The 24459-nt window shown below is 38.2% G+C and carries 35 protein-coding genes; 34 read left to right on the top strand and 1 reads right to left on the bottom strand.

The annotated features are described in order from the left end of the window. Nucleotides 1-109 precede the first annotated feature (109 nt). From NV379_RS05140 to NV379_RS05115, 6 genes are all read left to right on the top strand, one after another. Nucleotides 110-655: a hypothetical protein gene (locus NV379_RS05140; RefSeq protein WP_258206179.1), complete on the top strand. Its 546-nt coding sequence runs from the start codon at nucleotides 110-112 to the stop codon at nucleotides 653-655. 983 nt (nucleotides 656-1638) lie between these two features. Next, nucleotides 1639-1800, top strand: a complete 162-nt coding sequence (locus NV379_RS05135) for a hypothetical protein (protein ID WP_258206178.1) — start codon at nucleotides 1639-1641, stop codon at nucleotides 1798-1800. Nucleotides 1801-1861: 61 nt separating this feature from the next. Beyond that, a complete protein-coding gene (locus tag NV379_RS05130; protein ID WP_258206221.1) occupies nucleotides 1862-1939 on the top strand; it encodes a GNAT family N-acetyltransferase in 78 nt (25 codons plus the stop codon). A gap of 124 nt (nucleotides 1940-2063) precedes the next feature. Then, a complete protein-coding gene (locus tag NV379_RS05125; RefSeq protein WP_258206177.1) occupies nucleotides 2064-2348 on the top strand; it encodes a hypothetical protein in 285 nt (94 codons plus the stop codon). 4 nt (nucleotides 2349-2352) lie between these two features. Then, nucleotides 2353-2517, top strand: a complete 165-nt coding sequence (locus NV379_RS05120) for a hypothetical protein (RefSeq protein ID WP_258206176.1) — start codon at nucleotides 2353-2355, stop codon at nucleotides 2515-2517. A 128-nt stretch (nucleotides 2518-2645) separates the two neighbouring features. Then, the gene (locus tag NV379_RS05115; RefSeq protein WP_258206175.1) at nucleotides 2646-6911 is read left to right on the top strand and encodes a discoidin domain-containing protein; all 4266 of its coding nucleotides are present in this window, start codon (nucleotides 2646-2648) and stop codon (nucleotides 6909-6911) included. Nucleotides 6912-6928: 17 nt separating this feature from the next. Here NV379_RS05115 and NV379_RS05110 read toward each other — a convergent pair whose 3' ends face one another. Continuing rightward, complete coding sequence (locus NV379_RS05110; protein ID WP_258206174.1) at nucleotides 6929-7189, bottom strand: hypothetical protein; 261 nt, start codon at nucleotides 7187-7189, stop codon at nucleotides 6929-6931. 160 nt (nucleotides 7190-7349) lie between these two features. Here NV379_RS05110 and NV379_RS05105 point away from each other — a divergent pair, with 160 nt between their 5' ends. The 28 genes from NV379_RS05105 to NV379_RS04970 all read left to right on the top strand — a co-directional run bounded on the left by NV379_RS05105 (nucleotide 7350) and on the right by NV379_RS04970 (nucleotide 24423). Continuing rightward, nucleotides 7350-7769 carry a GNAT family N-acetyltransferase gene (locus NV379_RS05105; RefSeq protein WP_258206173.1) on the top strand — a complete coding sequence of 140 codons (420 nt, stop codon included), beginning with the start codon at nucleotides 7350-7352 and terminating at the stop codon, nucleotides 7767-7769. Nucleotides 7770-8219: 450 nt separating this feature from the next. Beyond that, nucleotides 8220-8780: a hypothetical protein gene (locus NV379_RS05100; RefSeq protein ID WP_258206172.1), complete on the top strand. Its 561-nt coding sequence runs from the start codon at nucleotides 8220-8222 to the stop codon at nucleotides 8778-8780. Nucleotides 8781-9396: 616 nt separating this feature from the next. Then, entirely contained in the window at nucleotides 9397-9618 is a 222-nt protein-coding gene (locus NV379_RS05095) for a hypothetical protein (protein WP_258206171.1), read from the top strand. A gap of 75 nt (nucleotides 9619-9693) precedes the next feature. Continuing rightward, nucleotides 9694-10560 carry a class I SAM-dependent methyltransferase gene (locus tag NV379_RS05090; protein ID WP_258206170.1) on the top strand — a complete coding sequence of 289 codons (867 nt, stop codon included), beginning with the start codon at nucleotides 9694-9696 and terminating at the stop codon, nucleotides 10558-10560. A gap of 372 nt (nucleotides 10561-10932) precedes the next feature. Beyond that, complete coding sequence (locus NV379_RS05085) at nucleotides 10933-11613, top strand: hypothetical protein (protein ID WP_258206169.1); 681 nt, start codon at nucleotides 10933-10935, stop codon at nucleotides 11611-11613. Beyond that, entirely contained in the window at nucleotides 11610-12464 is an 855-nt protein-coding gene (locus NV379_RS05080) for a tetratricopeptide repeat protein (protein WP_258206168.1), read from the top strand. The genes NV379_RS05085 and NV379_RS05080 overlap by 4 nt, the downstream gene beginning before the upstream one ends. A 671-nt stretch (nucleotides 12465-13135) precedes the next feature. Continuing rightward, nucleotides 13136-13567, top strand: coding sequence for a VOC family protein (locus tag NV379_RS05075; protein ID WP_258206167.1), 432 nt, complete (start codon nucleotides 13136-13138; stop codon nucleotides 13565-13567). 266 nt (nucleotides 13568-13833) lie between these two features. Continuing rightward, nucleotides 13834-14169, top strand: coding sequence for a hypothetical protein (locus tag NV379_RS05070; RefSeq protein ID WP_258206166.1), 336 nt, complete (start codon nucleotides 13834-13836; stop codon nucleotides 14167-14169). A gap of 31 nt (nucleotides 14170-14200) precedes the next feature. Then, on the top strand, nucleotides 14201-14629 hold the full coding sequence (locus tag NV379_RS05065; RefSeq protein WP_258206165.1) for an SRPBCC family protein: 429 nt from the start codon (nucleotides 14201-14203) through the stop codon (nucleotides 14627-14629). A 96-nt stretch (nucleotides 14630-14725) separates the two neighbouring features. Beyond that, nucleotides 14726-15334: a flavin reductase family protein gene (locus NV379_RS05060; RefSeq protein ID WP_258206164.1), complete on the top strand. Its 609-nt coding sequence runs from the start codon at nucleotides 14726-14728 to the stop codon at nucleotides 15332-15334. Nucleotides 15335-15388: 54 nt separating this feature from the next. Further along, the gene (locus NV379_RS05055) at nucleotides 15389-15817 is read left to right on the top strand and encodes a GNAT family N-acetyltransferase (protein WP_258206163.1); all 429 of its coding nucleotides are present in this window, start codon (nucleotides 15389-15391) and stop codon (nucleotides 15815-15817) included. Nucleotides 15818-15859: 42 nt separating this feature from the next. After that, nucleotides 15860-16324, top strand: a complete 465-nt coding sequence (locus NV379_RS05050) for a GNAT family N-acetyltransferase (protein WP_258206162.1) — start codon at nucleotides 15860-15862, stop codon at nucleotides 16322-16324. 21 nt (nucleotides 16325-16345) lie between these two features. Continuing rightward, on the top strand, nucleotides 16346-16717 hold the full coding sequence (locus NV379_RS05045; protein WP_258206161.1) for an iron chaperone: 372 nt from the start codon (nucleotides 16346-16348) through the stop codon (nucleotides 16715-16717). Continuing rightward, nucleotides 16717-17175, top strand: a complete 459-nt coding sequence (locus NV379_RS05040; protein ID WP_258206160.1) for an SRPBCC family protein — start codon at nucleotides 16717-16719, stop codon at nucleotides 17173-17175. The genes NV379_RS05045 and NV379_RS05040 overlap by 1 nt, the downstream gene beginning before the upstream one ends. 66 nt (nucleotides 17176-17241) lie before the next feature. Beyond that, nucleotides 17242-17751, top strand: a complete 510-nt coding sequence (locus tag NV379_RS05035) for a GNAT family N-acetyltransferase (RefSeq protein WP_258206159.1) — start codon at nucleotides 17242-17244, stop codon at nucleotides 17749-17751. Between the two features lie 24 nt (nucleotides 17752-17775). Then, nucleotides 17776-18249: a DUF1572 family protein gene (locus tag NV379_RS05030; protein WP_258206158.1), complete on the top strand. Its 474-nt coding sequence runs from the start codon at nucleotides 17776-17778 to the stop codon at nucleotides 18247-18249. 30 nt (nucleotides 18250-18279) lie between these two features. After that, complete coding sequence (locus NV379_RS05025; RefSeq protein WP_258206157.1) at nucleotides 18280-18618, top strand: hypothetical protein; 339 nt, start codon at nucleotides 18280-18282, stop codon at nucleotides 18616-18618. Nucleotides 18619-19018: 400 nt separating this feature from the next. Continuing rightward, nucleotides 19019-19303 carry a hypothetical protein gene (locus NV379_RS05020; RefSeq protein ID WP_258206156.1) on the top strand — a complete coding sequence of 95 codons (285 nt, stop codon included), beginning with the start codon at nucleotides 19019-19021 and terminating at the stop codon, nucleotides 19301-19303. A 12-nt stretch (nucleotides 19304-19315) separates the two neighbouring features. Further along, complete coding sequence (locus NV379_RS05015; protein ID WP_258206220.1) at nucleotides 19316-19564, top strand: GNAT family N-acetyltransferase; 249 nt, start codon at nucleotides 19316-19318, stop codon at nucleotides 19562-19564. A 1-nt stretch (nucleotide 19565) separates the two neighbouring features. Next, nucleotides 19566-20027, top strand: a complete 462-nt coding sequence (locus tag NV379_RS05010) for a hypothetical protein (RefSeq protein WP_258206155.1) — start codon at nucleotides 19566-19568, stop codon at nucleotides 20025-20027. Between the two features lie 126 nt (nucleotides 20028-20153). Then, entirely contained in the window at nucleotides 20154-20525 is a 372-nt protein-coding gene (locus NV379_RS05005; protein WP_258206154.1) for an NUDIX domain-containing protein, read from the top strand. 5 nt (nucleotides 20526-20530) lie between these two features. Continuing rightward, nucleotides 20531-20653 (top strand): hypothetical protein, encoded by a 123-nt coding sequence (locus tag NV379_RS05000; protein ID WP_258206153.1) that lies wholly within the window; start codon nucleotides 20531-20533, stop codon nucleotides 20651-20653. A 146-nt stretch (nucleotides 20654-20799) separates the two neighbouring features. Continuing rightward, nucleotides 20800-21126 carry a GNAT family N-acetyltransferase gene (locus NV379_RS04995; protein ID WP_308860247.1) on the top strand — a complete coding sequence of 109 codons (327 nt, stop codon included), beginning with the start codon at nucleotides 20800-20802 and terminating at the stop codon, nucleotides 21124-21126. Between the two features lie 41 nt (nucleotides 21127-21167). Next, nucleotides 21168-22142 (top strand): phosphotransferase enzyme family protein, encoded by a 975-nt coding sequence (locus NV379_RS04990; protein WP_258206152.1) that lies wholly within the window; start codon nucleotides 21168-21170, stop codon nucleotides 22140-22142. A gap of 30 nt (nucleotides 22143-22172) precedes the next feature. Continuing rightward, the gene (locus NV379_RS04985) at nucleotides 22173-22760 is read left to right on the top strand and encodes a histidine phosphatase family protein (protein ID WP_258206151.1); all 588 of its coding nucleotides are present in this window, start codon (nucleotides 22173-22175) and stop codon (nucleotides 22758-22760) included. A 240-nt stretch (nucleotides 22761-23000) separates the two neighbouring features. After that, nucleotides 23001-23405, top strand: coding sequence for a GNAT family N-acetyltransferase (locus NV379_RS04980; protein WP_258206150.1), 405 nt, complete (start codon nucleotides 23001-23003; stop codon nucleotides 23403-23405). Nucleotides 23406-23525: 120 nt separating this feature from the next. Beyond that, entirely contained in the window at nucleotides 23526-23711 is a 186-nt protein-coding gene (locus NV379_RS04975) for a transcription initiation factor TFIIIB (protein ID WP_258206149.1), read from the top strand. Between the two features lie 49 nt (nucleotides 23712-23760). Then, the gene (locus NV379_RS04970) at nucleotides 23761-24423 is read left to right on the top strand and encodes an MBL fold metallo-hydrolase (RefSeq protein WP_258206148.1); all 663 of its coding nucleotides are present in this window, start codon (nucleotides 23761-23763) and stop codon (nucleotides 24421-24423) included. The last annotated feature ends 36 nt before the right edge of the window (nucleotides 24424-24459 follow it).

The following is a 24459-nucleotide window of genomic DNA, read 5'->3' as shown; positions in this document are numbered from 1 at the left end:
AGCCCCCTCGGTCCGGCGGAGGAATTCGGGGGAGCATTGGCCGGACACATCCGCACCGACTAAGCGCATCGCGCCCGGCAGCTTCGCTGCCTTAAGTCGGTGGGACGTCGTGAACACAACAACGTTATATGAAATCATTGCAACAAAGGAGATGAGTATGAAAACAATATTTAAATTCGGTTACATTATACTGATAACTGCATTTGTTTTTGGATGTAGTTCTAAAGAAGTTGATAAACCATTATACAATCATTTAAATAACATCAAAAATGGCGTAGATATTTGGAACTCAATAAATTATCAAATAATTACAGATCAACAATTAATAAGAGAAGTTGAGCCATCTTCAAATGATGCATTTTTAATAAACATATTAGTTAAGCTAGCAAACAAGGGTGAATTAAGAGCTGAAACATTAAAAGTTAACTTTGTTGAATCTATTCCATTAAAGTATACCCATGGATCAGGACACGAAGGAATAAGCCATGGATACTTAGATAAAGATGAAGATTACGAAGTCTATCGATACTATACATTTAAGAGTCGGGAAGACGTTGAAGAATTTATAAATAAAACTAATATAATAATTGAGTGGAAAGAGAAAGAAGAAAATAAACAATTAGATATAAAGCTTCCTAGTAATCCGACTCGGTGATGGCAAAGACTTCATATAACATTATGTTCACGCATCGGGGCATACGCCCCTTGGTCCCGGGAGTAAAGTCAAAGTTGCTGATGCCGGGACACATCCGCACCACCCAACCGCATAGCGGCCAGTCACTTCGTTCCTTTAGGGTGGTGGGAAGTCGTGAACACGGAAACGTTAGGTAAAATAATGGCTAAACCTAAGCCACAACCCAGCACTTCCGGAATCTCACTTGGAGATTCCGAAAATGCTGGGCCATCCAACTTAAAGTGGGCGAATTTGAATTTTTACTCGTATATAATTAGGAAACTATGATTAATGGATAATCATGTAATAATTAGAAGATTAAATAAAATACAACCTTTTCAAAGCAAAGAGTTAAGGACTTTTCTTATGGAAGGTAGTGATAGGGAAGCTTGCTTCAATAGCGCACCTTCCTTAAGAAAAGTATAAAGAGCAATTCAAAAGATTGTCAAAGGCTGGAAAAGGCTATATTTTATTTAAAAGACTATCAAAGTAACATAATTCTCCATAATCAAAGGAGAACGTACGTTTCCTAATTATTTTAAAATAGAAGTAATAATTCAAATGAACAGGAAGAAAGTTGGATGGGAAGGCTTAGGTTTTCGGAGATAGACAAAAGAAGATGAAGGCAATGGGGGTTAAGCTCCGACCGCCATTACATCACCTAACATGATGTTCCTGCTGCGGTCCTCCTACGTCGTCCCTTGGTCTGTCCGAGGCATTTCGGAGAAGTAAATTCAGACAGACAACCCTGCGAACCTAACCGCATTGCGGCCGGCACTATGTGCCTTAAGGTTCTCGGGTTCAGGAACATCTTAACGTTATGTGAAATATCGACCCCAAAGACTATTTTCGTGGGTAACTCATTCGCAATGTCCTGTTGCTTGAAGGATGAACATTAGGATAAGCACAGTAGAGTTTATCAGATCCTTAATTACATACTTTTAAATAATATAGATGGGGGTTTCATGAATATCAGAGAAGCAAATGAATTGGACTACCCTGAGTTAAGAAAGATATATCTAGAATCTCGTCGTAAGTGCTTTCACTGGGCGAATATAAAAGAAATGTCTTTTGAAGATTTTGATAGGGATACAATTGATGAATACATTATTTTACGTAGAAGATAATTCACACATTCCTGGATTTGCCTCTTAATATTTGCCAGATAATTTTATTCATAATTTATTTGTGCACCCTGATTTTAACGGCAAAGGTGTTGGTACTCAGTTGGTTAATTATTCTATAGAAAAAATGAGTAGGCCGTAAGAAGTGGTTTCGGAGGATTTTCACTTTTTCGTCGGAAGAAAATAGAACGAGATTAAAATATCCATGGCATTGGTTAAAGATAGTTAAGTAAATGATAAACCGCTTGGTTGACAGATGAATAATCATGGAAGAAGCCCAGTCAACAAACGACCCAGCCCAAGATAAGAACTATCTAAGGTTGGGTCGTTTTGTGAATAACGAAACACTAGGTGAAATCAGTGCAAAGAGGTTTCCAAAAATCATAATTAAATTACAGTCTATTGATTGGTACACAACAAACTTAGATTTTTATTTACATGGTCGACCTAATCACAGTGAAATGGCTTTTCTTTGTCTTGAGAAGGATCATAATGCTGATACAAGGCCATTGTTTTTATTATGGCAAACGAAAGAAGACAAAGGATATTAATGCATTGAAAGCAAAGTTAATAGATATTGGTGCCAATATCACAAGCTTTACATATGATGGCTGGGCTTATTGTATGGATTTTTATGACTTAATGACCTTCTGCTTTGACGTATTGTCTTCGTTAGAAGCATTTTTTTTATTTACAGTGGGAATCGTCAGTAAAAAGTAAATAAATGTATATCAAAAGTAATTAGTTGTTGCTTTGAATGGAGTAACAAGTCTCTTAGTATTAAAAGTGGAGTTGCACGCATCAAGGAGGTATGTTTCTTAAATCTAAAAATTCTTAAGGAGGGAAAAATGAAAAAGAAAGCGCTTTCTATTTTGTTGTCGCTGTTGCTTCTATTAACGTGTTTCCCCGCGACGATGTCGCAAGTTATTGCTGCAGAAGGGCAAGAAGATGTCGTTTCTCCAAATCTGCAAATTACCGAGTCCGTTAATGAAACGGCTTCCGGTGGCAGTGTCTCGCTCGCTGAAGGCAATGTGCAAGTCGGCGTTAATTTGGCGTTACATAAAGCAGCATATGCATCAGGGAACGAAGTGGACTGGCTTGGACCGGAAAATGCTGTAGATGGCAATGGAAATACAAGATGGTCATCCTCCAAAGAAGACGATCAATGGTTCTATGTTGACCTTGGCGAAGAATTCGTTATCAACCGGATAGTCATTAATTGGCAAACCGCCGCCAGCAAGTATAAGCTACTGTTTTCGAGCGATGGGGAGCATTGGACCAATGTACTAAGGAAAGACAGTGAAATCGTGTGCAAAGGTGGCACGGAAATCACCGATATTGCTGATGCAAAAGCCAGGTACGTTAAGTTTCAAGGTGTACAAAGGGCTCCTGTAGATGGAATCCTTTACGGTTATTCCTTCTTCGAGTTCGAGGTGTACGATGCCGGCGATTTGCCAAAAATCGTGAAGGGCATCACCCAAATACCGCCTATTGCAAATGGGCAAACGGAAATTGTTCTACCGGATGTACCTGAAGGTTACAAGGTTTCCGTATATGGCAGTGACAGACTGCCCATCATTGACAAAGGGGGGAACATCCACACTCCCCTCGTTGACACCAAAGTGAACCTCTTATTCCAAGTTGAAAAAGTGAGTAATCCGGATGAGAAGGCCATTACCGGAAACGTGCTGGTTACGGTTCCAGGGCAATCTACGCAAACGGCTGATTTGAACAAGGAACCGAAGGTCATACCGTCGTTGCGAGAATGGATTGGTCGGACCGGAGATTTTACCCTTATTCCAAATTCGCGAATTGTTGTAAATCCAGCGAATAGAGCAGCTCTGGAAAAGGCGGCGGAGCAGACAAAGGATGATCTGAGGGATGTTAGCAACGTCAACGTGGACATTGTTTACGGTGATCCACAAGCTGGAGACATCTATTTGTCCTTGGACGATTCCTTAACTTGGCTCGGAAAAGAAGGCTACCTTTTTGATGTAAATGATTATGTATCGATTACATCGGGTGAAGTGACTGGAGTTTTCTTCGGGACGAGATCAGCTCTGCAAATCTTGAAACAGGATAATAATCATGTCCGTATCCCTAAAGGAACAGCACGGGATTATCCCAAATATGAAGTTCGCGGACTTATGATCGACGTCGCCAGAAAGTATTATACGATTGATTTCTTACGTGATTATATCAAGCTCATGTCCTGGTACAAGATGAACCAATTTCAAATTCATTTGAACGATGATGTGGGGACTCCGTTTCTAGACGGGACGAATACGGCATTCCGTTTGGAGAGCACGAAGTACCCGGGGCTTACGAGCAAAAGCGGTTCTTACACCAAAGAGGAGTTCCGCAATCTTCAAAGGCTTGGTATGGATTATGGCATTAACGTCATTCCGGAGATTGATACACCAGGACACTCGAGAGCTTTTACTAATTTCGATCCGTCTTTGGGAAGCGGTCCTCATCTAGACATTACGAAGCCGGAAACGGTGGATTTTGTCGAGAGTCTGTTTGACGAATATATGGATGGCGACAACCCTACATTTATCGGTCCGGATGTCCATATCGGCACAGACGAATATTGGGGCAGTGACAAAGAGGTTTTTCGTGGATACATGGATAAGCTAGTCAAGCATATCAATAGCAAAGGCAAGCATCCACATTTATGGGGCGGCCTGATGGAATACAACGGGGTAACTCCTATAAGTACTCAGGCAACGATGAATATTTGGCACGTCCCTTACGGAGACGCCCGGCAAGCGATGGATTATGGCTTCGATATCATCAACACCGAGAACAGTTATATGTATCTTGTACCTAGATTGTATAAAGAATATATGGACCAAAAATATATGTACAACACGTGGGAACCAAATGTATTTTCTGATACGGTTGTGCCAAGTGGTCATCCAAAACTAAAAGGCGCCATGATTGCGTTATGGAACGACATCTCCGATGCCAGCGGATTATCCATGGACGATTCCCATGACAGAATGTTTCCGGCTGTGCAAGTGCTATCCGAAAAGATGTGGATGGGAACAAGAGAAGACAAAGACTACAAAACTTATACAGACGCGGCATCTCGGATTGGAGAAGCGCCAAATGCTAATATTTCCCATAAGATGCAAGTGAAAAATCAGGTTGGCAATGTGATCAAGTACCAGTTTGAAAACGGATTTTCCGACTCTTCCGGGAACGGTTACGATGGAACCGGTAAAAATGTATCGCTAACAGACGGGAAATACGGAAAGGGCGTGTGGTTCGCCGGGGGAGAAAGCTATATCGAAACACCATTACAAGCCTTAGGGTTCGGATGGACCGTTTCCATGTGGGTCAAACCGGATGCCGATAACCTGGATGATGCAGTACTGATGGAATCACCTGTCGGTCAATTGAAACTAAAGCAAGGTAAGACCGGACTATTAGGTTTTTCCAAAGAACATTACAATAGTACGTTCCAATACAAGGTTCCGGAGGAAAAATGGACGCACTTGCTGCTGACCGGTGACAACAAAGGCGTATCCCTCTATGTAAATGGAAACGAGTACGTAGAGAAATTATGGGTAACGAACGGTTCGTCACCTCATATTGATACCCTAGTGCTGCCGCTCGAGAAAATCGGAAGCTCCACGAATTCTTTTAAAGGTGTCATTGATAATTTGATGATTAAGAATCAGGTTACCAGTTTTGACGGTGTGAACATGGCATTGAACAAGCATGCGGAATCATCCGAAGCAGAGGCTCCTCATTTGTCTGCGGATCAGGCTGTAGATGGGAATATGGGTACAAGGTGGGCAAGTCTTGTTTCAGACGATACTTGGCTCTCCGTGGATCTGGGCGAACAACAAGACATCAACAGCATCGTGATCAAATGGGAGACTGCTTATGCCAAGACGTACAAACTATTCGTTTCTAGTGATGGCCAAAACTGGATGAATGTAAAAGCCAACGATGGGACGATAGACGGGCACGGCGGAGTTGAGACGATTAATTTTGACACCGTAAAAGCCAGATACGTCAAGTTTCAAGGAATAGAGAGAGCTACGATATTCGGCTACTCTATTTATGAATTTGAAGTGTACGGACCGGGGGTTTTGGGCAACTACCTGGGATTGGTCAAACAGGCGGAAAGCTTGCTCGAATCGGGAAAAGGAAATCGCAGTTTGAGAATCCAGCTGCAAGATCTGTTAAATAATTTCCCGTATGCCTACGAGAGTTCGATAAACCCGCTTCAGCAGTTGATTGCCCAGTTGCAAGAATCGATTGATTCGGAAAACGATAAAACGCCTCCGGTGACAACGGCAATTGTTACGCCTTCCCAGCCGGATGGGCAGCACGGATGGTATATCCATCCGGTGACTATAACCTTGACCGCCCATGACGAACAGTCTGGCATCGCGAGGACAGAATATAGTCTAGATGGAGGGGGAAGTTGGCAACCATACACGGACCCGATTAGCTTGAGCACAGACGGAACGTATGAGTTGCGGTATCGATCTGTAGATAAAGCCGGCAACGTGGAAGCAGCCAAGACAATCAATGTAAAAATCGATGCAACGGCCCCAACACTAGCTGTAACGGTAAATGGTGCTCCCTTGAAAGAAGGGACCGAATTCCTGGATAGCGATTCACTTGTGCTGAATGTGCAGACCACCGATAGCATATCGGGCGTTACTGAAAAAACGGTCACCGTGGACGGTAAGCCGTATGTAACCGGTACGGCGTTGCTTTTGGCAGGCCAATTGGGAACCCACGTGATCCAAATCGAAGTGACGGATCAGGCTGGCAACGTATCACAGTTGGTAATTCATATCGTAGTAAAAACAAGTATCGCTTCAATGGAGCGACTGATGGAATCTTATTATGCCTCCGGCGATTTAAGCGGATCGCTCAAGGATAAGCTTTCACAGAGCTTGAAGATTGCAGAGAAGCATGAAAATAAAGACAAGTTGAAAAATGCCGTCGACGCGATGGAGGATTTCCTAAAGAGAATTGACAAAACGAACAAGAAGGATTTTGTTTCCGAAAAGGCAAAATCAGCCTTAGTGGCCGATGCAAAGGCCTTAATTCAAGCCTGGTCCGGGTCTGGGCCAAAAGACTAAGAGAGCTAAGATAAGCCTTAGAAATAAAAAAAACCGCTTTTTCGAATCATCGGGAAAGCATGTTTGAGGGATAAGATCATGTTCTCATGACGGGAGATTGCAAAGTCGTGAACGACTTTGCAATCTCCCTCTTTATTTCCAATATTTAGAACGGCTGCTATAATAGAAAGGTGATGTGAAATGGAGATTTTCATTGAAAAAACACTGTAGCGTACGCCCCTCGGTCCGAGAGTTTCGAAGAGGCATTTCAGTAGCAGGGAAGCATACTCATCGGACATATCCGCACCACCTAACCGCGTCGCGCATCAATAATAACAACAAGAAAGAGTAAAACCTTGAATGGTTTATTCCCTTCTAGGTCAAAAAGGATCCATAAGTACAGTAGAGTTTATCAGATCCTGAATTGCATATTTAAAAATAATATTGATGGGGGATTTCATGAATATCAGAGAAGCAAATGAATTGGACTATCCTGAGTTAAGGAAGATATATCTAGAATCTCGTCGTAAGAGCTTTCATTGGGCGAATGTAAATGAAATGACTTTTGAAGATTTTGATAGGGATACAATTGAAGAATACATCATTTTAGTAGAAGATAATTCCCACATTCTTGGATTTGCCTCTTTATATTTGCCAGATAACTTTATTCATAATTTATTTGTGCACCCTGATTTTAACGGTAAAGGTGTTGGTACTCAGTTGGTTAATTATTCTATAGAAAAAATGAGTAAGCCCGTAAGATTAAAGTGTGTGTCTGAAAATCATAGTGCATTAATTTTCTATGAAAAAAATGGTTGGAAGAAAGTTGTTGAAGAAGGTAATCCTGGGGAGAAGTATTGGGTTTTAGTATATGAATAAGCAGCTTTAATAAAGAGTGATATTGAGGGTCGACGTCCTGTCTTTATTCGAGGAAGTGGGGTTGATACTTCACATAACATCGTATTCAAGCATCGATCCGCCCGAGGCATTTCGAGGAGCTGATCAGGCGGACTACCCTGCGAACCTAACCGCGTCGCGGCCGCCCTGTTGGGGTTTAAGGTTCTCGGGCTCGTGAATACGAAGAACGTTAGGTGAAATTGCCAGAGAAGGAGAGTTCAATGAAGCTAACCTCGATACATAAAAAAGTAAGAGGGTATCTACGCTTCGGGCTACTCCCTCGGTTCGCAAGTAGAGGTAGGCAATGAAGCAGATTCAGCTCACAACCCTGCGAGTCTAAGTCCTGCGGACCCAGTCGCTGCGCTCCTTTAAGCCTTTCGGGTTCGTAGAACAGAAACGTTAGCAGAAATAACCGAAGGGATATAAAAAAACATGATATTCAAATATATCCTTAGAAGTATCGGATGGGCAGATGTTTCTTTGAAAATAAATAACTCGGAGATATATATTGATGCGAGTTATCTCTCTGAACCTCTGATTGATTTAGTTCGAGCAGTTGAACTGTTAAAACTAGAGTGTGTTGAAGATGATGAACTAAAAGATACAGTACAGTTTGATTTTAACTCGGAGCCAGCTGTACATAGATGGACTCTTATTAAGAAAGATGAAACTAACATCATTATTAAGATAATATTATTCGTTGACGGACTAACAGATGGCAAAGGTGAGGCTGTTTTTAATGAAGTTTGTAATCTAGATGAATTTATCAAAGTACTTGTTCTACAAATGGAAAACCTGTTGAAAAAACATGGAATTGTAGAATATCGAAAACAATGGAATGCACAGGATTTTCCCTTGAGCAGTTATCTTCAGTTAAAAAATTATATTAAATCAAAGGCCAAATTTCCTATAGTAGTAATTAATCCAGATGAATGGAATGAAGAAATTACATCAATGATTAAAGATGAAATAGAACTGATATTTAGTGATTGATTATATGTATTTCAGGGAAGCTGGTTACTCCTGCTAACACCGTATCTACGCTGCGGGGGACAAGCCACTTTGGTCTGTTCGATGGTATTTGGGAAAGTAGACCCAGCAGACAATCCTACAAGACTAAGTCCTACGGAACCAGTCGCAGTGCTCCTTCAAGCCTCTCGGGTTCGTAGATACAGAACGTTATAAGGTATTGGCTCAGTTATATAAAGAAGAATAATAGTTGAATAGTCAAAGGTGATTAGATTGAAAGTTATTCTTACTAGATTTACATTCAGCAGAGTTTATGTATTTTTTTGTTTAGTAATCGGAACTTTTAACTATTTCTATTTACCGTTTTATATTACTGATTTTTATTACCACTATACAATTGATGTTGATTTATATGTTAAAGAACATGGAATGGAACCAGGAATTGCTACATACATGTTATTAACATTTTCAAGTCCTATTTATGTCGTGTTACTCCAATTTCTAACTTGGTATTTTATAAGAAAAAAGAGAGCAAGTATTAGGTTCATTATTTTATTATTACATGTAATTCTAATGATATATTTTTTTAGTTTTTAATTAAGAAACGAATAGGTTTAGAGCAGTTAGTTATCTGGATTCAGTGGAGCCACATATTTGTCTTTATAAGGATCGAATTGAAATAGTTTTAATAAAATCGAATAGAGATTATGTAGTACCAAATCAAGAGATTCATGAATATGGCTATGATGCGTATATTATTACAGATAATCAAGTGGAAATGGAAAAGGATTTTAGAAAATTAGGAGTTAAGATTGTACGACCTTTGTTAACAACAGACCCAATAACAATAGAACTTTTTTGAAGATATAGATAGAAGATGGATTGCTGTTGGAAATAAACAGTAAGGTACAAAAAAACAAGATTGTGAGGAAAAACTATGACAGATAGACGTTCAACTTACAATATTAAAAATACTACTTTAGGTTTTCAAGAAGAAATAGAACGATTAAGGGTACAAGCAACTATGAGTTGGCATAAAGAGCTTCGAACCTTAAAGTGGTATGGATTGCAAGATGGTATGCGTATATTAGAGGTTGGTAGCGGACCAGGGTATATCACTGAGCAATTACTGAATAGTTTACCAGAGAGTCATATTACCTCTCTCGAAATCGACCCAACCCTACAAAATCAAGCTAAAAGATTATTAAAAGACATACCATCAGAGCGGATAAAATTTGTAGAATCATCGGTTTATCATACGGGTCTACCAGATCATTCATTTGATTTTGTAGTAGCAAGATTAATTTTTCTCCATTTAAATAATCCACTTGAAGCGGCATTAGAGCTTTATCGTGTATTAAAGCCTGGTGGTAGATTAGCAATCATTGATATTGATGATGGGGTTTTTGGTACGGTGAACCCAGAAATTCCGTTACTAAACAATATTTTGAAGAAGATTGGGGATTATGTTGCACAAAAAGGTGGAAATCGCTATATAGGTAGAAGTTTACCTCGCCTTTTAATGAATAGCGGGTATTTAGATATTGATATTGATTCAGTAATTCAACATAGTGATGTGCACGGAAGCGATGGATTTAAACGACAATTCGATTTAAATCGTTTTTTACCGTTCTATAAAAATGGTGTGATTGATTTAAATGAGTTTGAACAATTAAAAGAAGCATCTGAGGCTATTAATAATTGTTCTGAAGCATATGCAATGATGAATTTTATAATTGCATGTGGAAAGAAACCTCTGACTATTAATTTTCAAAACGAAGGCGTAGGGACGAGAAGAACATAACAGCGTCATGCGAAACCTGATGATACAAATCAATAGACAATTAAAATCATGAAACTCAATACAGAACGGATTTAATGGAGGGTTATCAATGCTAGTATTAGAACGAGCGGTAAAAGAGGATGCAGCAATACTTTCTGAAAAACAAAAAAGCTAGCTTTGATGAAGAATCAATCGATATAATTACGAATTTGGTGGTCCACCAGGATATAATTCCATAAGCTGGCAAGAAGAGATGATGGGAACTTGTGAATATTTTAAGGTTCTCTTAAAGGGCGAGATAATCGGAGGAGCATTGATAATTATAGAAAGTAATCACGTACATAATATGCACAATTACTTACAAGCTTTGAAGGGAGAGGAGGCTCAAGTTAGATGATTTCATTATTATTGTCTATACTTTTAAACCCATCTCCAAAGATAATTTTTAGCCAAGACGAGATTGAACTCTACAAAGGTGTTCTATTGACGAATAAAGAAGAACTGTTAATTAAATATGATTTTCCATATCCAAAGTACCGTTTTCTGCAATACTTATCTGTGCAGGGACAATATGTGTTTCATGGGTCTAACAATCGTAATATTGATCAGTTTGAGCCTCACGAACAAACGTTATATAACGGTCAATTAACGAAAGCTGTATTTGCATCTACAGATCCGATCTGGGCAATATTCTTTGCTGTATTTAATCGAAGTCGCTTAATAGGAAGTTTTCGTAATGGCTCTATTATTGCGGGGAAAAATAGGTATCATTATTTTTCTTTGAATGATTCTACTATGAACAATAAGCCTTGGACAGAAGGGGTAGTATACATCTTTCCAAGGTATAAATTTAATAAATCCAGTCAAGGAAAAGTGCATTTTGATGAATGGATTTGTGATGAACCAGTTACACCCGTGGGTAAGTTAGCTGTAAACTTAAGTGATTTTTATTATAAGAATAAAGTTGCTACTCACAGAGATAAAGAATCCTTGTTGAAGACATGGTTGTTTTATAAAGCAAGAATTTTGTTTGCTAATTCGAAAAAGGCAAGTGAAAAGGAGTCTAAGTCATGAGAGATTTCGACAAGCTATGGGATTATAATCACGCAGAAGAAACGGAACTAAAATTTAGGAACTTGCTAGAGGAAGTTCAACATACAGCCGATCTCGATTACACATCAGAACTGTTAACTCAAATCGGACGTGCATTAGGCTTGCAAAGGAAATTTGATGAGGCTCATGAAGTCTTGGATCAAGTTGAAAATAGTTTAGCCAATACTGCACCTAGGACACGAGTTAGATATTTATTAGAGCGTGGTCGGGTGTTGAATTCTTCAGGGAGAAAGGAAGAAGCTGTACCTTTATTTACAGAGGCTTGGGAACTCGGGTGCAGATGTGGAGAAGATGATTTAGCAGTTGATGCAGCTCATATGTTAGGCATTGCTGAATCCACACCAGAGCAGCGGATGGATTGGAATATGCACGCACTTACGTATGCTGAGCAGCATCCAGATGCCAGTCGCTGGCTTGGTTCGCTCTACAATAATATCGGCTGGGTTCAGGTGGAGGTAGGTAATTTAGCAGTAGGACTAGATATGTTTGAACGTGCCTTACAGTTCAGACAGAACCAAGACAGAGCAGATCTAATTTTTATCGCCAAATGGAGTGTAGCTAAGGTGCTTCGTCTTATGAATCAGATACCGAAAGCCTTAGATGTGCATCAGGAATTATTGATGGAAATTGAGCAAGGCTTTAACCCCGATGGATATGTGTATGAAGAGATAGGTGAATGCCTGTATGCATTAAATAAACAAGCAGAGGCTACTCCATATTTCAGAAAAGCTTATGATATACTTTCTCGTAATCAGTGGCTAATGAATAATGAGCCTGAACGTATTGCTAGATTAAAAGAGTTAAGTGGGTGAATGTAACAAAATTTTTTAATGACTAATATAAAAATCTAAACAGTGAATTTTAATTTTCAAGAAGAAGCAAAGATGGTCATTTTAACTGGATTAGAAGAGAGATTTGGAACATTAGATGATACGCTGAATAAATACATTTTTATAAGAATAAGTTAGACTGGGTTAACTACTGAAGATTATTGTTCCAAAGACGATTTTCTAGACACCGTAAAGAAGGGTATGAAAAGAAAACATGAAGAACTGGATTAAGATTTTAAGTGGTAGTGTGATTGGAATTTTATCAGTCGTAATATTGTGGGTTTTCTTTTATATATTAGCTGACAATTACATTTTTTACTTATCAACAACAGATATTAAGTACGCATCAGCTGAATGGATGATTCAAATGTTTAAGTTAAGTATACTTTTAAGTCTAATTTCATCTCTGATAGTTACGTTAATTTTTTTAATTATGTTTTTCAAGCTTAAAAGATACTTTCTAATCGTTAATACAACATATTTAGTTCTTCTCCTGTCAGCATTCATTTACATTTTGAATACAGATAACTTCATCCCATTCCTAAGGGATAATGTTTAATCATTGGAATCATTTTCCTTTTTTAAAAGGAAATATTTGGTTTAATGTCGAAAAGCTAGTCTAATCGCTTTATTTCTGAAAGGGGAAAATAGGCTTGGACAATCAATTGAAATTAGGAACTACTTTTCAAGTACGTTTAGTCTCAGATTTAAAAAAATCGCAAGAATACTATCGAGATATATTAGGCTGTACGGTTGATAATTGGGGTCATGCAGAGCGAGATGGAATGTTAGTTATTCTGCAGCAAGCAATGTCTCCTGAAGATGTAAGACCGAATAGCCCCTCGAAGAAACGATCCGATTATCCAACAGATTGGAATGGGCCGGACTATGGTTGGGATACATTTGTACATGTAAGTTGGAATGACATTGACGCAATAGTTGAAGACATTCGAAGCAGGGGCGGAATAGTGACGCTTGATCCAGTTGCTGAATCTCATGGCAGATGGGAATTTAAGAACTACTACATCCAAGATCCAGATAAATACAGTATTGTGTTGGGTGCTATGCGAGAAGTAGTGCGATAATAACAATCTAACGGAGCCGCTCAAAATCTGAGTGGCTTTTTTAACTTAAATTAGATATTGTTTAATTATGGAAAATGGTTTTGCTTGAATTTTAAAAAGTAAAGTTGGTGCATGAAGTGAAATTTAAGTGTTCAACCGAACTTTCAAAAGCGCATTGTGAATCCGTCATTAAGCATAGTGTTGACCTGATTTCGATTAATCTAGATGGTGGAGAATTCGTAGGGTGGATGAGAAAAGGATTCTTTAGTATTTCAATAAGTAGAGGAATGTTAAAAAGCGATCTCGTTCGAAATAAAGTGATGGGCAGAATCACTGTGAAAAATGATAAAACACATGTTTCTTTTCGTACATATAGAGGTTATACGGATGTATTGTCTATTGTTACGATGTTTATGATTTCTTTTATATCCACGATTCTAGCGGATGTAGCTACAGGTGCATTAAATATGATGTGGAAGCTACTCCTTCCGATCTTGTTCTGTTTAATTGCAGCTTCCTTTTCATGGATAGTTAGCCATACTTCTGAAGACGGTCAAGAGAATGAGAATCTATTAATTGAGTTTCTAAAAGATGGTTTAGAGCTGAAAGATGAACTGACTTGAACGTCAAACTATTGTATGGAGGTTGTTATCTATGCCCAATATTGAACATCTTCAAATCGTGAAGGTTCCTGCATCGAAAGTTTATGAAGCTTTAACAACTGCTGAGGGCTTGTCAGAAGTCTGGACGAATGAACTTATGGTTCAAGACCAGATCGGATTTGTTAATGAGTTCTTCTTTGGCAGTAATGACATCACGAAGATGCAAGTGGTAGAACTAGAGAAGAACCGTAAAATCGTATGGAAGTGCATAGATTCTGATCCGGAGTGGGTGGATACGTTCATTTCTTTTGAAATTGAAGAGAAAAATAACAAATCCCATGTCACCTTAAAGCACTCGGATTGGAGAGAAGTTACTTCGTTCTTTAGGTTCTGTAACTACAACTTGGCGATGTTCCTATACAGCTTAAAGTCGTATTGTGAAGATGGTGTAGGGTTGCCTTATCAGAAACGTAAGTTCTGATTTTGGTATCTTGCTGTCTAATTCGTAAACCCTTTAACCCGTAGAAAGCTGGTGGTAATATAGTGGAAAATGATTTTTAAGGAGTCGTGATCTGCTATGCATACAGTTATTGAACCCAAAATTCTTTACTTTGGCACCTCTGTTGTTCTTATCAGTACGGTTAATGAAGATGGTACGCCAAATTTAGCTCCAATGTCATCTGCTTGGTGGCTTAATCAATCGTGTATGCTAGGTATGAGCAGTAGATCTCAGACCGTGCAGAATTTGATACGAGAACAAGAATGTGTGCTAAACCTTCCCTCCATCGACTTGATACCCGCAATTGATCGTCTAACGCTGTTAACAGGTCGTAACCCAGTGCCCGAATATAAGGCTGTGCTAGGTTATCAATATGAATCAGATAAGTTTGGAGTATCGGGTTTAACCGAACTTCCTTCACATCTAGTTAAAGCTCCACGTGTTAAAGAATGCCCCGTTCATCTCGAAGCAAAGTTCGTAAAGCTTCATCCATTCGAAGAACCAAGTTCACTTGTTGTCATTGAAGTACGTATTGAAAAAGTTCATATTGAAGAAGATCTGCTTATGGATACAAACTCTAACTATATCGATCCGTCAAAATGGAATCCGATGATCATGAACTTCTGCGAGTACTTCGGCCTTAGTGAGCAGCTGTCTTCATCAAGATTAGCGCCAGTGTTCAAATGAGGTAATTTAGTAGTTTTAGAAAATACAAAATAAAAACCATGAGGAGCGTTACATATGAAAAGCAATACACAATTGGTTCTTACGGAAGGATATCAGGATTCTGAAATTCAGTTTATTATTAATCAAATCGAGGCGTTTAATCATTCTACAGCCCCAACAGCTCAAGAATCGGGACCACTTAATTTAATTTTAAAAGATGAAGATGGACACATCCTTGGAGGAGTGCTTGGGAGATGTTATAGATATGCTCTATATATCAATGTGTTATGGATTAGTGAGCAGTTAAGAGGTCAAGGTTATGGTTCTAAGTTGTTGGAAGAGATGGAGTCGATCTCCAGAGCTAGAGGTTGTAAATTAGTTCATCTAGATACTTGGGACTTTCAAGCTCTGGATTTTTATAAGAAGCATGGATTTGAAGTCTTTGGAACATTAGAAGGATTTCCTGAGGGATTCAAGCGATATTTTTTAAGAAAATCATTATGATGTTTTTAAATTCAACTATCGAGAGTCGAAAGGAATACAAGAATGAATCCAATTCGTATAGAACCAATTAATAAGAACAACTGGGAAGAAGCACTCGCAATATCTCTACATAAATCACAAGAGAAACTTGTACCGACTGTGATCGAATCATTAGCATGGGCTTATATAAAACCGTGGGATGAGGCGTTTGATCCATATGTTTTGAGAAAAGACGATAAAGCATACGGATTTTTCTATCTCTCCTACACGCCTAATAGTACGGATAATTATTGGATCGGTGGTTTTCAAATCGATAAGGGATATCAAGGTAATGGGCTAGGAAAAGAGTCTCTGAAAAAAATACTAGAATTTATTCAGGAAAAGCACAGACAATGCGAAGTCATATCTCTTACAATTGAAAAAGGTAATGATCATGCTCGAAAGCTTTACGAGAAATTAGGATTTATCAATCAGGATAGAGAGAATCAAGATGGCGAGATTGTATATAAACTAAAGTTAAATAAATAGTTTGATTTAGGAGGAATCCCCATGGAAGTATTTGAAGAGTACTTAGCACAAATTGCTAATCCAGATCATCGTGCCCGCACAGAGGAAGTGTTGGCTTGGGTAAGTAAGAAGTTCCCAGATTTAGTACCAAAGGTTGCGTGGAATCAACCTATGTTTACGGATCACGACACGTTTATCATCGGCTTCAGTGTTTCCAAACAGCATTTGGCTGTTGCTCCTGAAAGGTCGGGAATCATTCATTTTGCAACTGAGATTGTACAAGCAGGTTATGATCACACGAATCAGTTACTTCGTATCAAGTGGAAGAGCCCGGTGGATTACGCATTACTTGAGCGAATGATCGAGTTTAATATTATGGATAAGGCAGACTGTACGACTTTTTGGAGGAAATAATGATTAGAGTATATACAGACATTGAAATTAAGGCACCAATTGAAACTTGTTTTGACATGGCTAGGAATATTGATGTTCATACTCAAACCGTTTGGAGTCATACCAAAGAAAGAGCGGTTGCGGGTCGGAGTACAGGAATGATTAATGACAGAGAAACGGTTACGTTTCAAGCGAGACATTTTCTAATAAGACAGAAGCATACTTCTATAATTAAGGACTTTACGAGACCGTATAAATTTGTTGATGAAATGGTGAGTGGCACATTTAAGAGTATGCGGCATGAACATGATTTTATTGAAACTGAGAATGGAACTCTTATGAAAGATACCTTATATTTCGAAGCTCCATTAGGTCTGCTCGGTTGGATTGTAGAAAGAATAGTATTGAAAAGTTACATGAAGAGGTTTCTGGAGCATCGCAATCATAATTTAAAAAGAATCATTGAAGAACAAGCGTGATTTTTGAAAAATGCAGGCGAAGTCATGGGAGATGCACCCTAATAAACGATATAGAGGTGCCAATCCATGAAAATTGAAATAAAGCAATTCGATACTCCAGAGATGAAGAGTATTTGGAAAGAAGCATTTACACGACAGAATATTTATAGGTCAGATGAATATTATGATCGATGTGAATTTGAAAATAGGACAGGAACCCGCGTGACACTGTTTGCTTTTATTGATCAGAGATTGGCGGGTTGTTCGCATTTGAAGTATGTGTCGGACTATCCGTATTTTAAAGCACAGAATATACCTGAGATCAATGATCTGAATGTTTTCCCTGAATACAGGAGGCTTGGAGTTGCAAATAAGTTGATCGAAGAGTTTGAAGGTATTACACAGTGCAACTATAAACGTATAGGAATCGGTGTAGGATTATTTAAAGATTATGGTGCAGCACAACGGATTTATTGCAGAAGAGGCTACATACTCGATGGGAATGGTGTTATGTATAACAATAAGGAAGTTAAACCAGGTGAAATGGTGCGCGTTGACGATGATTTGAATCTTTATTTTATTAAAGAACTTGTTTAAGAATTAGTACTAGGAGGTATGTCTATGAATTACGAATTCAATCGTGAATGGCTCATCAAAAAGTTTGGTGAAATTAAAAGACGGACTTTAATGGTGATCGATCAGCTAGATGATGCAGAGTTGAACGATTCATCGGATTCTATCAGTCATAACATTCCTACTTTATTAAGACATATTGAAGGAAATATCAACGAGAGAATTAGAAAAAGCATCTGCAAAGAGGAAGTTATTCGAGATCGGGATCAGGAGTTATCTAAGACGTTTATGACAAAGTCTGAAGCAGAAGCGTTAGTTCATATCAATATGGACTATGTAATAGATGTGATCAAACATTTACCTCAGGAAAAGTTCGAGGAAACTCAAATTGTGAGAGGCAAAGAGCGATTACACATTGATATGCTGCATCAGTGCGCAGCGCACTACTCGGAGCACATGGGACAAATATTATATATAGCCAAACAATGTTTAAAGGAAAACTATAAATCCACTTCTGTATGAGTGAAGGCAAATAAGGATAAGTATAAGAAAGTGGGTCAATTAATGAGTTTGTTCTCTTTTGTCGTATCTAATCAACCATTACCCGAGATTAACTTAACTGATACTGTAACGATAAAGTATGGTGAGTATAAGAAGTTGAACATACCACAAGCTGAAAACTCCATATTAAATCTTATCAATGATAAGAAAGATGATTTAGATATACTCATATTGGATCCGTTGAAAATGGACTATCTCCGTATTATGCTCTGTACTAATCCACCCTATGGCTTAGAAGAGTATATTCAGAAACCTTACACAAAAATCATGACGGACTTGAGATATGGTCAATATGGTTCGGGGATGGTCAACAACATATCGATAAGTTGAATATACAACTATCCGAAATGCAATTATCAGACCTGGAATTCTTAAATAGTACAAATATGAACTATTGTATAACATTTGAGTAGAAAATAATGGAAGTTCAATTGGGGTTTGATGATATAATAGAGATTGACGAGTGGATGGAAGAGTAACTTTTGTCCACTTTTTAATTTGCACATTTTCGACGCTATAAAAATTTGGTAGGAATGGAATGATGGTAAGTCCAGTAGAATTAGATGCAGCGTATCGTCATGTCATAGAGCAAGGTGCAAAGTTTGTAATAAAGAGGATGAAAAGTAGAAAGAGTTAGTTCAAGTATTACATTAATTAATTGAAATACGAAGCGGCTCTCTGAAAAAATATCAAATAGAGGGAAAAACTCGTTTTAACTGGTGGTGTAGACATGATCAGAAAAGCAGAAATCGTAGATCTCGATCTTATGATTCAAATTGACCTAGATGATGAAGGTGTTACGACTTCTGATTCGAATATGACGGAACAAGAACTGAAGGATCACTCAGACAAGATATTGAAATTTGTCACCGAAGAAGATCGTGGTGCATTTATTTTTGAAGAGGAAAAGAGTAACAAGAAAGTTGGCGTACTCATGTACTCTATCAGTAACAGAGATCGGAAATTACCTGTGAAAACCGTGTACGAAGAGCTGGATCGAAGTTTGTTTCAATAAGACGGACGATTCATAACAGTCTTTCAATTATGGGTGGATCGCGAACATAGAAGAGGTGGAATTGCAACTAAGCTTAAACAAAAACTCGAGGAATTGGCAAAGACAATTGATGTCAATTTAATATACACACATACCGAGGAGAAGAATTCACACGTAATTGAGCTTAATGAGAAGCTTGGATATAAGATAATTCGAAGAGGTCCAATATGGGATGAAATTGTAAGAGTAAGTCTCATCAAACAACTAAAGGGAGAGGAATAGAATGTCTATTTTCACATTAAAAACAGCAATGGAGTACGCCGCTAATGATGATATTGAAACTTGGATTCATCTTTTTCTAAATGGAGAAGGTGGTAATGTTGGGTTATCGAATGGGCTAAAACTAAATAAAAGATACTGGTTAGGACCCATAGAAGTTGATATCAGCAGCTTGGATAGAATTGTCGGACCTGAATTACATATGGAGTATGTGGAGAATGAAGAGAGATGGAACTACAGGATCGATCAAATCTACTCACGATTAGAAGAGGGTTGGGATATGCCACCCTTAATTGCTGAAAACAGAAATGGGTTATTAAGTGTAAGAGATGGTAATCACAGATTAGGCGCTTTACAAAAAATGAAGAGGGAAAAGTGCTATGTGATTGTATGGGATGACACAAGTGTAGGTAACATTTTGAAGGATTTTCCCTACATCAAACAGGAGCCACATTCATGCCTATAAACTCACGGATCTATGAATATCAGCTAATCGAAATTATTGGTCTTGAGGATCTGTTTCAGTTAAACATCCGCGCGAATAAGAGGCTAATAGGAATTAAACATGATTCTTTGGAATGAGGTATGAAAAATGGAGTTAAGGCAGATGGCATCGGCATTCTTGTTTCATGATCATCATGTGCTAATGATGCGCAAAGAGAGTAGTCGTAATTTTCAAAATGAGTTCTGGATGGGATTAGGCGGACACGTCGAACCAGCAGAATTAAATGATCCGAAGCAAGCTTGTATACGTGAAATTAAAGAAGAATCCGGAATTACAGAAAATAGAATTGAGGATTTAAAACTAAGATACATCCTGTTTCGAGTGAAGGAAAATGAAATTTGGCAGCAATTTGTATACTTCGGTAAAACAACAGATGGGAATATAATTCTTCAGAAGAAGGGGAGTTATTCTGGATTGAAGAGAAAGAGATATTGCAAATCCGAACATCTAAGATTGTAAATTTCATGCTGGAACACTATTTTGCAAATCACGATTCAGAGGATGTAATGATAGGGACGATAGCCTTGAATGATGAAGAAGAGCCGATTATTCAATGGGCAAAAATGATTGATCCGATAATTTTCTAGAGGTAAAACGTAGCTCGAATAAATGGGAGTAGGTGAACATGGTGATTGACTCAAATATTCAAGTGCTATTGGCAACGGCGAATGACGCAAGTGATCTTGCTAAACTTAATGATGCTTTTAACTGATCAGGCGTTACAGAGAAACAAATTATCGAAAACTTGGCGAACCCCAATGAGCTTGTTGCGTTAGCCGTAATGAATGAGGTTTCAGTAGGGTTTGCCTGTGCACAATGTTACAGATCAATCTGCTATTCGAGGCCAAATGCTGAAATTACTGAGTTGTACATTGTGGCAGAAGCTCGAAGAAAAGGAATAGCAACATTGTTAATCAGTTTTATTGAAGAGGAGCTCCGTTTACGGGGGGTTAAATCAGTAAAAGTATTAACAGGTCAAGATAATGAAGTTGCTATTAATACCTATGAAAGATCGAATTATATCAAAGAAGATGAACAATTACTGCAGAAGAGATTGTGATCGGAGATTTCATCAAGCCAGCTACTATAAAGGAGCACATAATGACGAATGCGGAGCTTTTAAACATCTTAAGCAAGTACGAGATCCAGCAGCCTGAGATTATTTTCTTACGACATAATGAGAACAGAACCTATCGAATACAGGATCAAGTAGGTAGATCATATTTACTTCGTATTCATGATCCCATTGTACCTGACATGAGAGGTCTTCAACATACATACAATGGCATTCTTGGAGAATTGCAAATGCTTGAGAAATTGGGGAGTTGGAGTACTAGCGAAGTACAAACCCCAGTTAGAAATAAAGATGGGGAATTAATAACGATTATCGATATTGAAGGAGAGTTGCTAAATTGCTCTGTCCTTACTTGGCTGGATGGGAGGGACTTGAATAAGGACGATTTTAATAATCTTGAACTTGTAAAAATGCTGGGATCACAAATAGCAGAACTACACACCTTCTTTCAACAATACGAACGCTCAGGCATGGAGAAACGTCCGAGTCAAGGTAAGGCATATAATGAGCGGATGATACGAGTTATTCATTCAGGTGTGCAAAAGAATTTGTTTACGCCATCTGACGCTACCTCAATTGAGCAAACGCTGCAGTTGATTAATTCAAGATTAGATGTCCAGAGTGATGAGGTAGGACCTGATTTTATTCATGGGGATTTGAGTTTGGGAAATATGATTATTACATCTGGGGGAGCGATCCGTTTTATCGATTTTGGCTTCTTTGGAACAGGATATGCCTTGTTAGATGTGGCGATGGGGGCTTTAATGCTGCCTTCCGATCGAAGGGACATTTTCCTAGAAGGATATTTTAGGAATCGTAACTACACAGCAAATGAACTCTTACAGCTTGAAGGTTTCATGTTGGTCGCGATTATCGGATATTACGTCTTCCAGATGGAAAATGAAAATGTCCAATCATGGATGCGTGAGAGAATGCCGAAGTTATGCGCTGAATATTGTGTTCCGTTCCTTAGAAGTGAAAGCATCTTTTATAACGTATAAAACAGTTCTCAATATCGAGTAGGTGTAAATATGACTACAACCATTGGACTAATTAGACATGGAATAACGCAGTGGAATGAACTTGGTAAGGCACAGGGAATTTCGGACATTTCTCTAAACGAAACTGGATTTAAACAGGCTAGAGAACTTGCTACAAGAGTTTCAGGTGAACACTGGGATCTTGTATATTCAAGTAAACTGAACAGAGCATTCCAGACAGCGGAAGTTGTTAGTACGTCATTAAGGATTCAGCCCATACTTATAGATGACCGTCTAAGAGAAATTAACTGTGGGCTAGTTGAAGGCACAACGGAAGAAGAGCGAATTGAGAAATGGGGAGCGAATTGGCGTTCCCGGAGCTTAGGGATGGAATCTTATGAGGATGTTGGTAGACGCGGAATAGACTTCATCAAAGAAGTTAGTGTCAAACATGCAGGTAAACGAATTCTTATCGTTAGCCACGGTGCATTAATTGGTTTAACACTCCAACATCTCCTTCCTGACGTTTTCATTAAAACTTATATAGATAACACCTCAATAACAATCTTACAGCTGAGAGATGAAGTATGGGAGTGTGTTCTTTACAATTGCACAAAGCATCTCTCAGTGTTTGGTTAAAAACATTTATAAATATTTCTCTCTATTGAAATGGATTCGGTTATCCAGATAAGCTCAGTATAGTTCCCAAAGTTAGGGGACTATGAGTGTTTACATATACGACATTGAATCTGTGGGGGAAATATTATGAATAACTATAAATTAGAACAAGCTGACAAGAATGAATTTGCGGTATTTCAAGTTGTATATTCTAACACCGATGTTGAGATGTGGTAAGACCTAATAAAAATTAGAGAGGCAATGAGATCAGGTTACGATGGTGGAATCGACTATGAGATGTTTGGTGTTCCCAGCGATGAGAAGATGATGGAAGATATAACGTATCTGTTACAAGCTTACAAACATAAGAATTTATCGATATATATGGTAAATGAATCAAATAAAGAAGTAGTTGGAGTTTGTATTGCTGGTACCTATGAAAAGATGCCTTTAGGATTCGCGGAAATAGGAGAAATTAGTGTAGTTCCTGAGCATAGGAATAAGGGAATTGCTAACTTCATGCTTAATTATATAAAAGAGGAAGCGAATACTTATACAGAGGTTGTAAAGCTGTGCATTACTGTCGGTAATCCCGCAGAATTACTTTATAACAAAGTAGGTTTTCAAGCAGGTCCTCGATTCGCTAGAATGACAAGATCCATTTAATTAGGAGGAGAAGTATGTTTAAGTCCATTCATCCCACTTGTTTTCTGGATTGTTTATTATGTTTGTGCTTATCTTATCAATCGTAAAAAGCGACAAAACTAATCGAATGGAGATGGTTTCATGATGACTTGTCCCAAATGTGGTGGTCAGGATATTGTAAAAGGAATTCAAAGCGGCTATGCCAATGTTTTTCCTGAAGCGGGTATTTTCAAGATGGGTTCTGAAATTGTACATGTACTCTGTGCAAGTTGCGGCTTTATCATTGAGAGCTATGTAAAGAAACCAGAGAAATTTAAGGGGAAATAAATATATTTAGTGTTTTGAAAAGAGACTATTTCCGGAGGGAAGATTGAACATGAAAATTCAACAGATTAATAGCAGAAATATCGTATTTTCGGATGATCGAGCGGATCGTTTCTTTGACTTAAACATTCATTTGATAATGGGAACGAAGAACAATTATTTAATTGATACAGGACTGGGTTCTGAGTTTGTGCAACCAGTTCTGGAGTACTTAGAACACAGTGAGAAGTCATTAGTTATTATTAATACGCATCATCATTGGGATCATGTTTTTGGAAATCATGTATTTAAAGATCACTTAATCGTATCTCATCAGTTGTGTAGGGAGTTAATTATTAAGAATTGGGACGAAATGCTTGATAAATATTCTAAATTTGGTATGGGTACGGTGGAACAGCACCTCCCTAATTTGGTCTTTGAGAATGAATTATATTTTCCAGAAGATAAGGTCAGATTGATCTACACACCAGGTCATACCATTGATTCCATAAGCGTAATTGATGAAGAAGAGAAAGTGATTAATGTTGCGGATAATATTGGAGATTCGATGGATGAGATTATTCCGAACCTTTATTGTGATAAGCAATTATTTGAAGAAACCATAAAGAGATATAGTGAAATGGATATGGAAACATGGATATCCGGTCATAATGTGGTGCTACAGAAGGATGTAATAGGGAAAATAGAAGAGGCGATGAAAAAGCATTCTTATTAAGGAAAATTCAACTGTGTTTGTCGAAATTATCGTTAA

Origin of the sequence: Paenibacillus radicibacter, from assembly GCF_024721995.1 — a bacterium.
GTDB lineage: Bacteria > Bacillota > Bacilli > Paenibacillales > NBRC-103111 > Paenibacillus_AM > Paenibacillus_AM radicibacter.
Note: the sequence above shows the minus strand (reverse complement) of the source record. Positions and strands in the feature narration are given on the sequence as shown.

Coding starts and splice junctions, on each gene's coding strand:
- NV379_RS05010 (WP_258206155.1), top strand. CDS start 19,566: ATGTCTATTTTCACATTAAAAACAGCAATGGAGTACGCCGCTAATGAT.
- NV379_RS05000 (WP_258206153.1), top strand. CDS start 20,531: ATGCTGGAACACTATTTTGCAAATCACGATTCAGAGGATGTAATGATA.
- NV379_RS05115 (WP_258206175.1), top strand. CDS start 2,646: ATGAAAAAGAAAGCGCTTTCTATTTTGTTGTCGCTGTTGCTTCTATTA.
- NV379_RS05040 (WP_258206160.1), top strand. CDS start 16,717: ATGATTAGAGTATATACAGACATTGAAATTAAGGCACCAATTGAAACT.
- NV379_RS05035 (WP_258206159.1), top strand. CDS start 17,242: ATGAAAATTGAAATAAAGCAATTCGATACTCCAGAGATGAAGAGTATT.
- NV379_RS04980 (WP_258206150.1), top strand. CDS start 23,001: ATGAGATCAGGTTACGATGGTGGAATCGACTATGAGATGTTTGGTGTT.
- NV379_RS04985 (WP_258206151.1), top strand. CDS start 22,173: ATGACTACAACCATTGGACTAATTAGACATGGAATAACGCAGTGGAAT.
- NV379_RS05050 (WP_258206162.1), top strand. CDS start 15,860: ATGAATCCAATTCGTATAGAACCAATTAATAAGAACAACTGGGAAGAA.
- NV379_RS05100 (WP_258206172.1), top strand. CDS start 8,220: ATGATATTCAAATATATCCTTAGAAGTATCGGATGGGCAGATGTTTCT.
- NV379_RS05080 (WP_258206168.1), top strand. CDS start 11,610: ATGAGAGATTTCGACAAGCTATGGGATTATAATCACGCAGAAGAAACG.
- NV379_RS05090 (WP_258206170.1), top strand. CDS start 9,694: ATGACAGATAGACGTTCAACTTACAATATTAAAAATACTACTTTAGGT.
- NV379_RS05125 (WP_258206177.1), top strand. CDS start 2,064: ATGGAAGAAGCCCAGTCAACAAACGACCCAGCCCAAGATAAGAACTAT.
- NV379_RS05030 (WP_258206158.1), top strand. CDS start 17,776: ATGAATTACGAATTCAATCGTGAATGGCTCATCAAAAAGTTTGGTGAA.
- NV379_RS05045 (WP_258206161.1), top strand. CDS start 16,346: ATGGAAGTATTTGAAGAGTACTTAGCACAAATTGCTAATCCAGATCAT.
- NV379_RS04990 (WP_258206152.1), top strand. CDS start 21,168: ATGACGAATGCGGAGCTTTTAAACATCTTAAGCAAGTACGAGATCCAG.
- NV379_RS05105 (WP_258206173.1), top strand. CDS start 7,350: ATGAATATCAGAGAAGCAAATGAATTGGACTATCCTGAGTTAAGGAAG.
- NV379_RS05005 (WP_258206154.1), top strand. CDS start 20,154: ATGGAGTTAAGGCAGATGGCATCGGCATTCTTGTTTCATGATCATCAT.
- NV379_RS04970 (WP_258206148.1), top strand. CDS start 23,761: ATGAAAATTCAACAGATTAATAGCAGAAATATCGTATTTTCGGATGAT.
- NV379_RS05055 (WP_258206163.1), top strand. CDS start 15,389: ATGAAAAGCAATACACAATTGGTTCTTACGGAAGGATATCAGGATTCT.
- NV379_RS05065 (WP_258206165.1), top strand. CDS start 14,201: ATGCCCAATATTGAACATCTTCAAATCGTGAAGGTTCCTGCATCGAAA.
- NV379_RS04975 (WP_258206149.1), top strand. CDS start 23,526: ATGATGACTTGTCCCAAATGTGGTGGTCAGGATATTGTAAAAGGAATT.
- NV379_RS05070 (WP_258206166.1), top strand. CDS start 13,834: ATGTTAAAAAGCGATCTCGTTCGAAATAAAGTGATGGGCAGAATCACT.
- NV379_RS05135 (WP_258206178.1), top strand. CDS start 1,639: ATGAATATCAGAGAAGCAAATGAATTGGACTACCCTGAGTTAAGAAAG.
- NV379_RS05085 (WP_258206169.1), top strand. CDS start 10,933: ATGATTTCATTATTATTGTCTATACTTTTAAACCCATCTCCAAAGATA.
- NV379_RS05060 (WP_258206164.1), top strand. CDS start 14,726: ATGCATACAGTTATTGAACCCAAAATTCTTTACTTTGGCACCTCTGTT.
- NV379_RS05110 (WP_258206174.1), bottom strand. CDS start 7,189: ATGTCCGATGAGTATGCTTCCCTGCTACTGAAATGCCTCTTCGAAACT.
- NV379_RS05020 (WP_258206156.1), top strand. CDS start 19,019: ATGATCAGAAAAGCAGAAATCGTAGATCTCGATCTTATGATTCAAATT.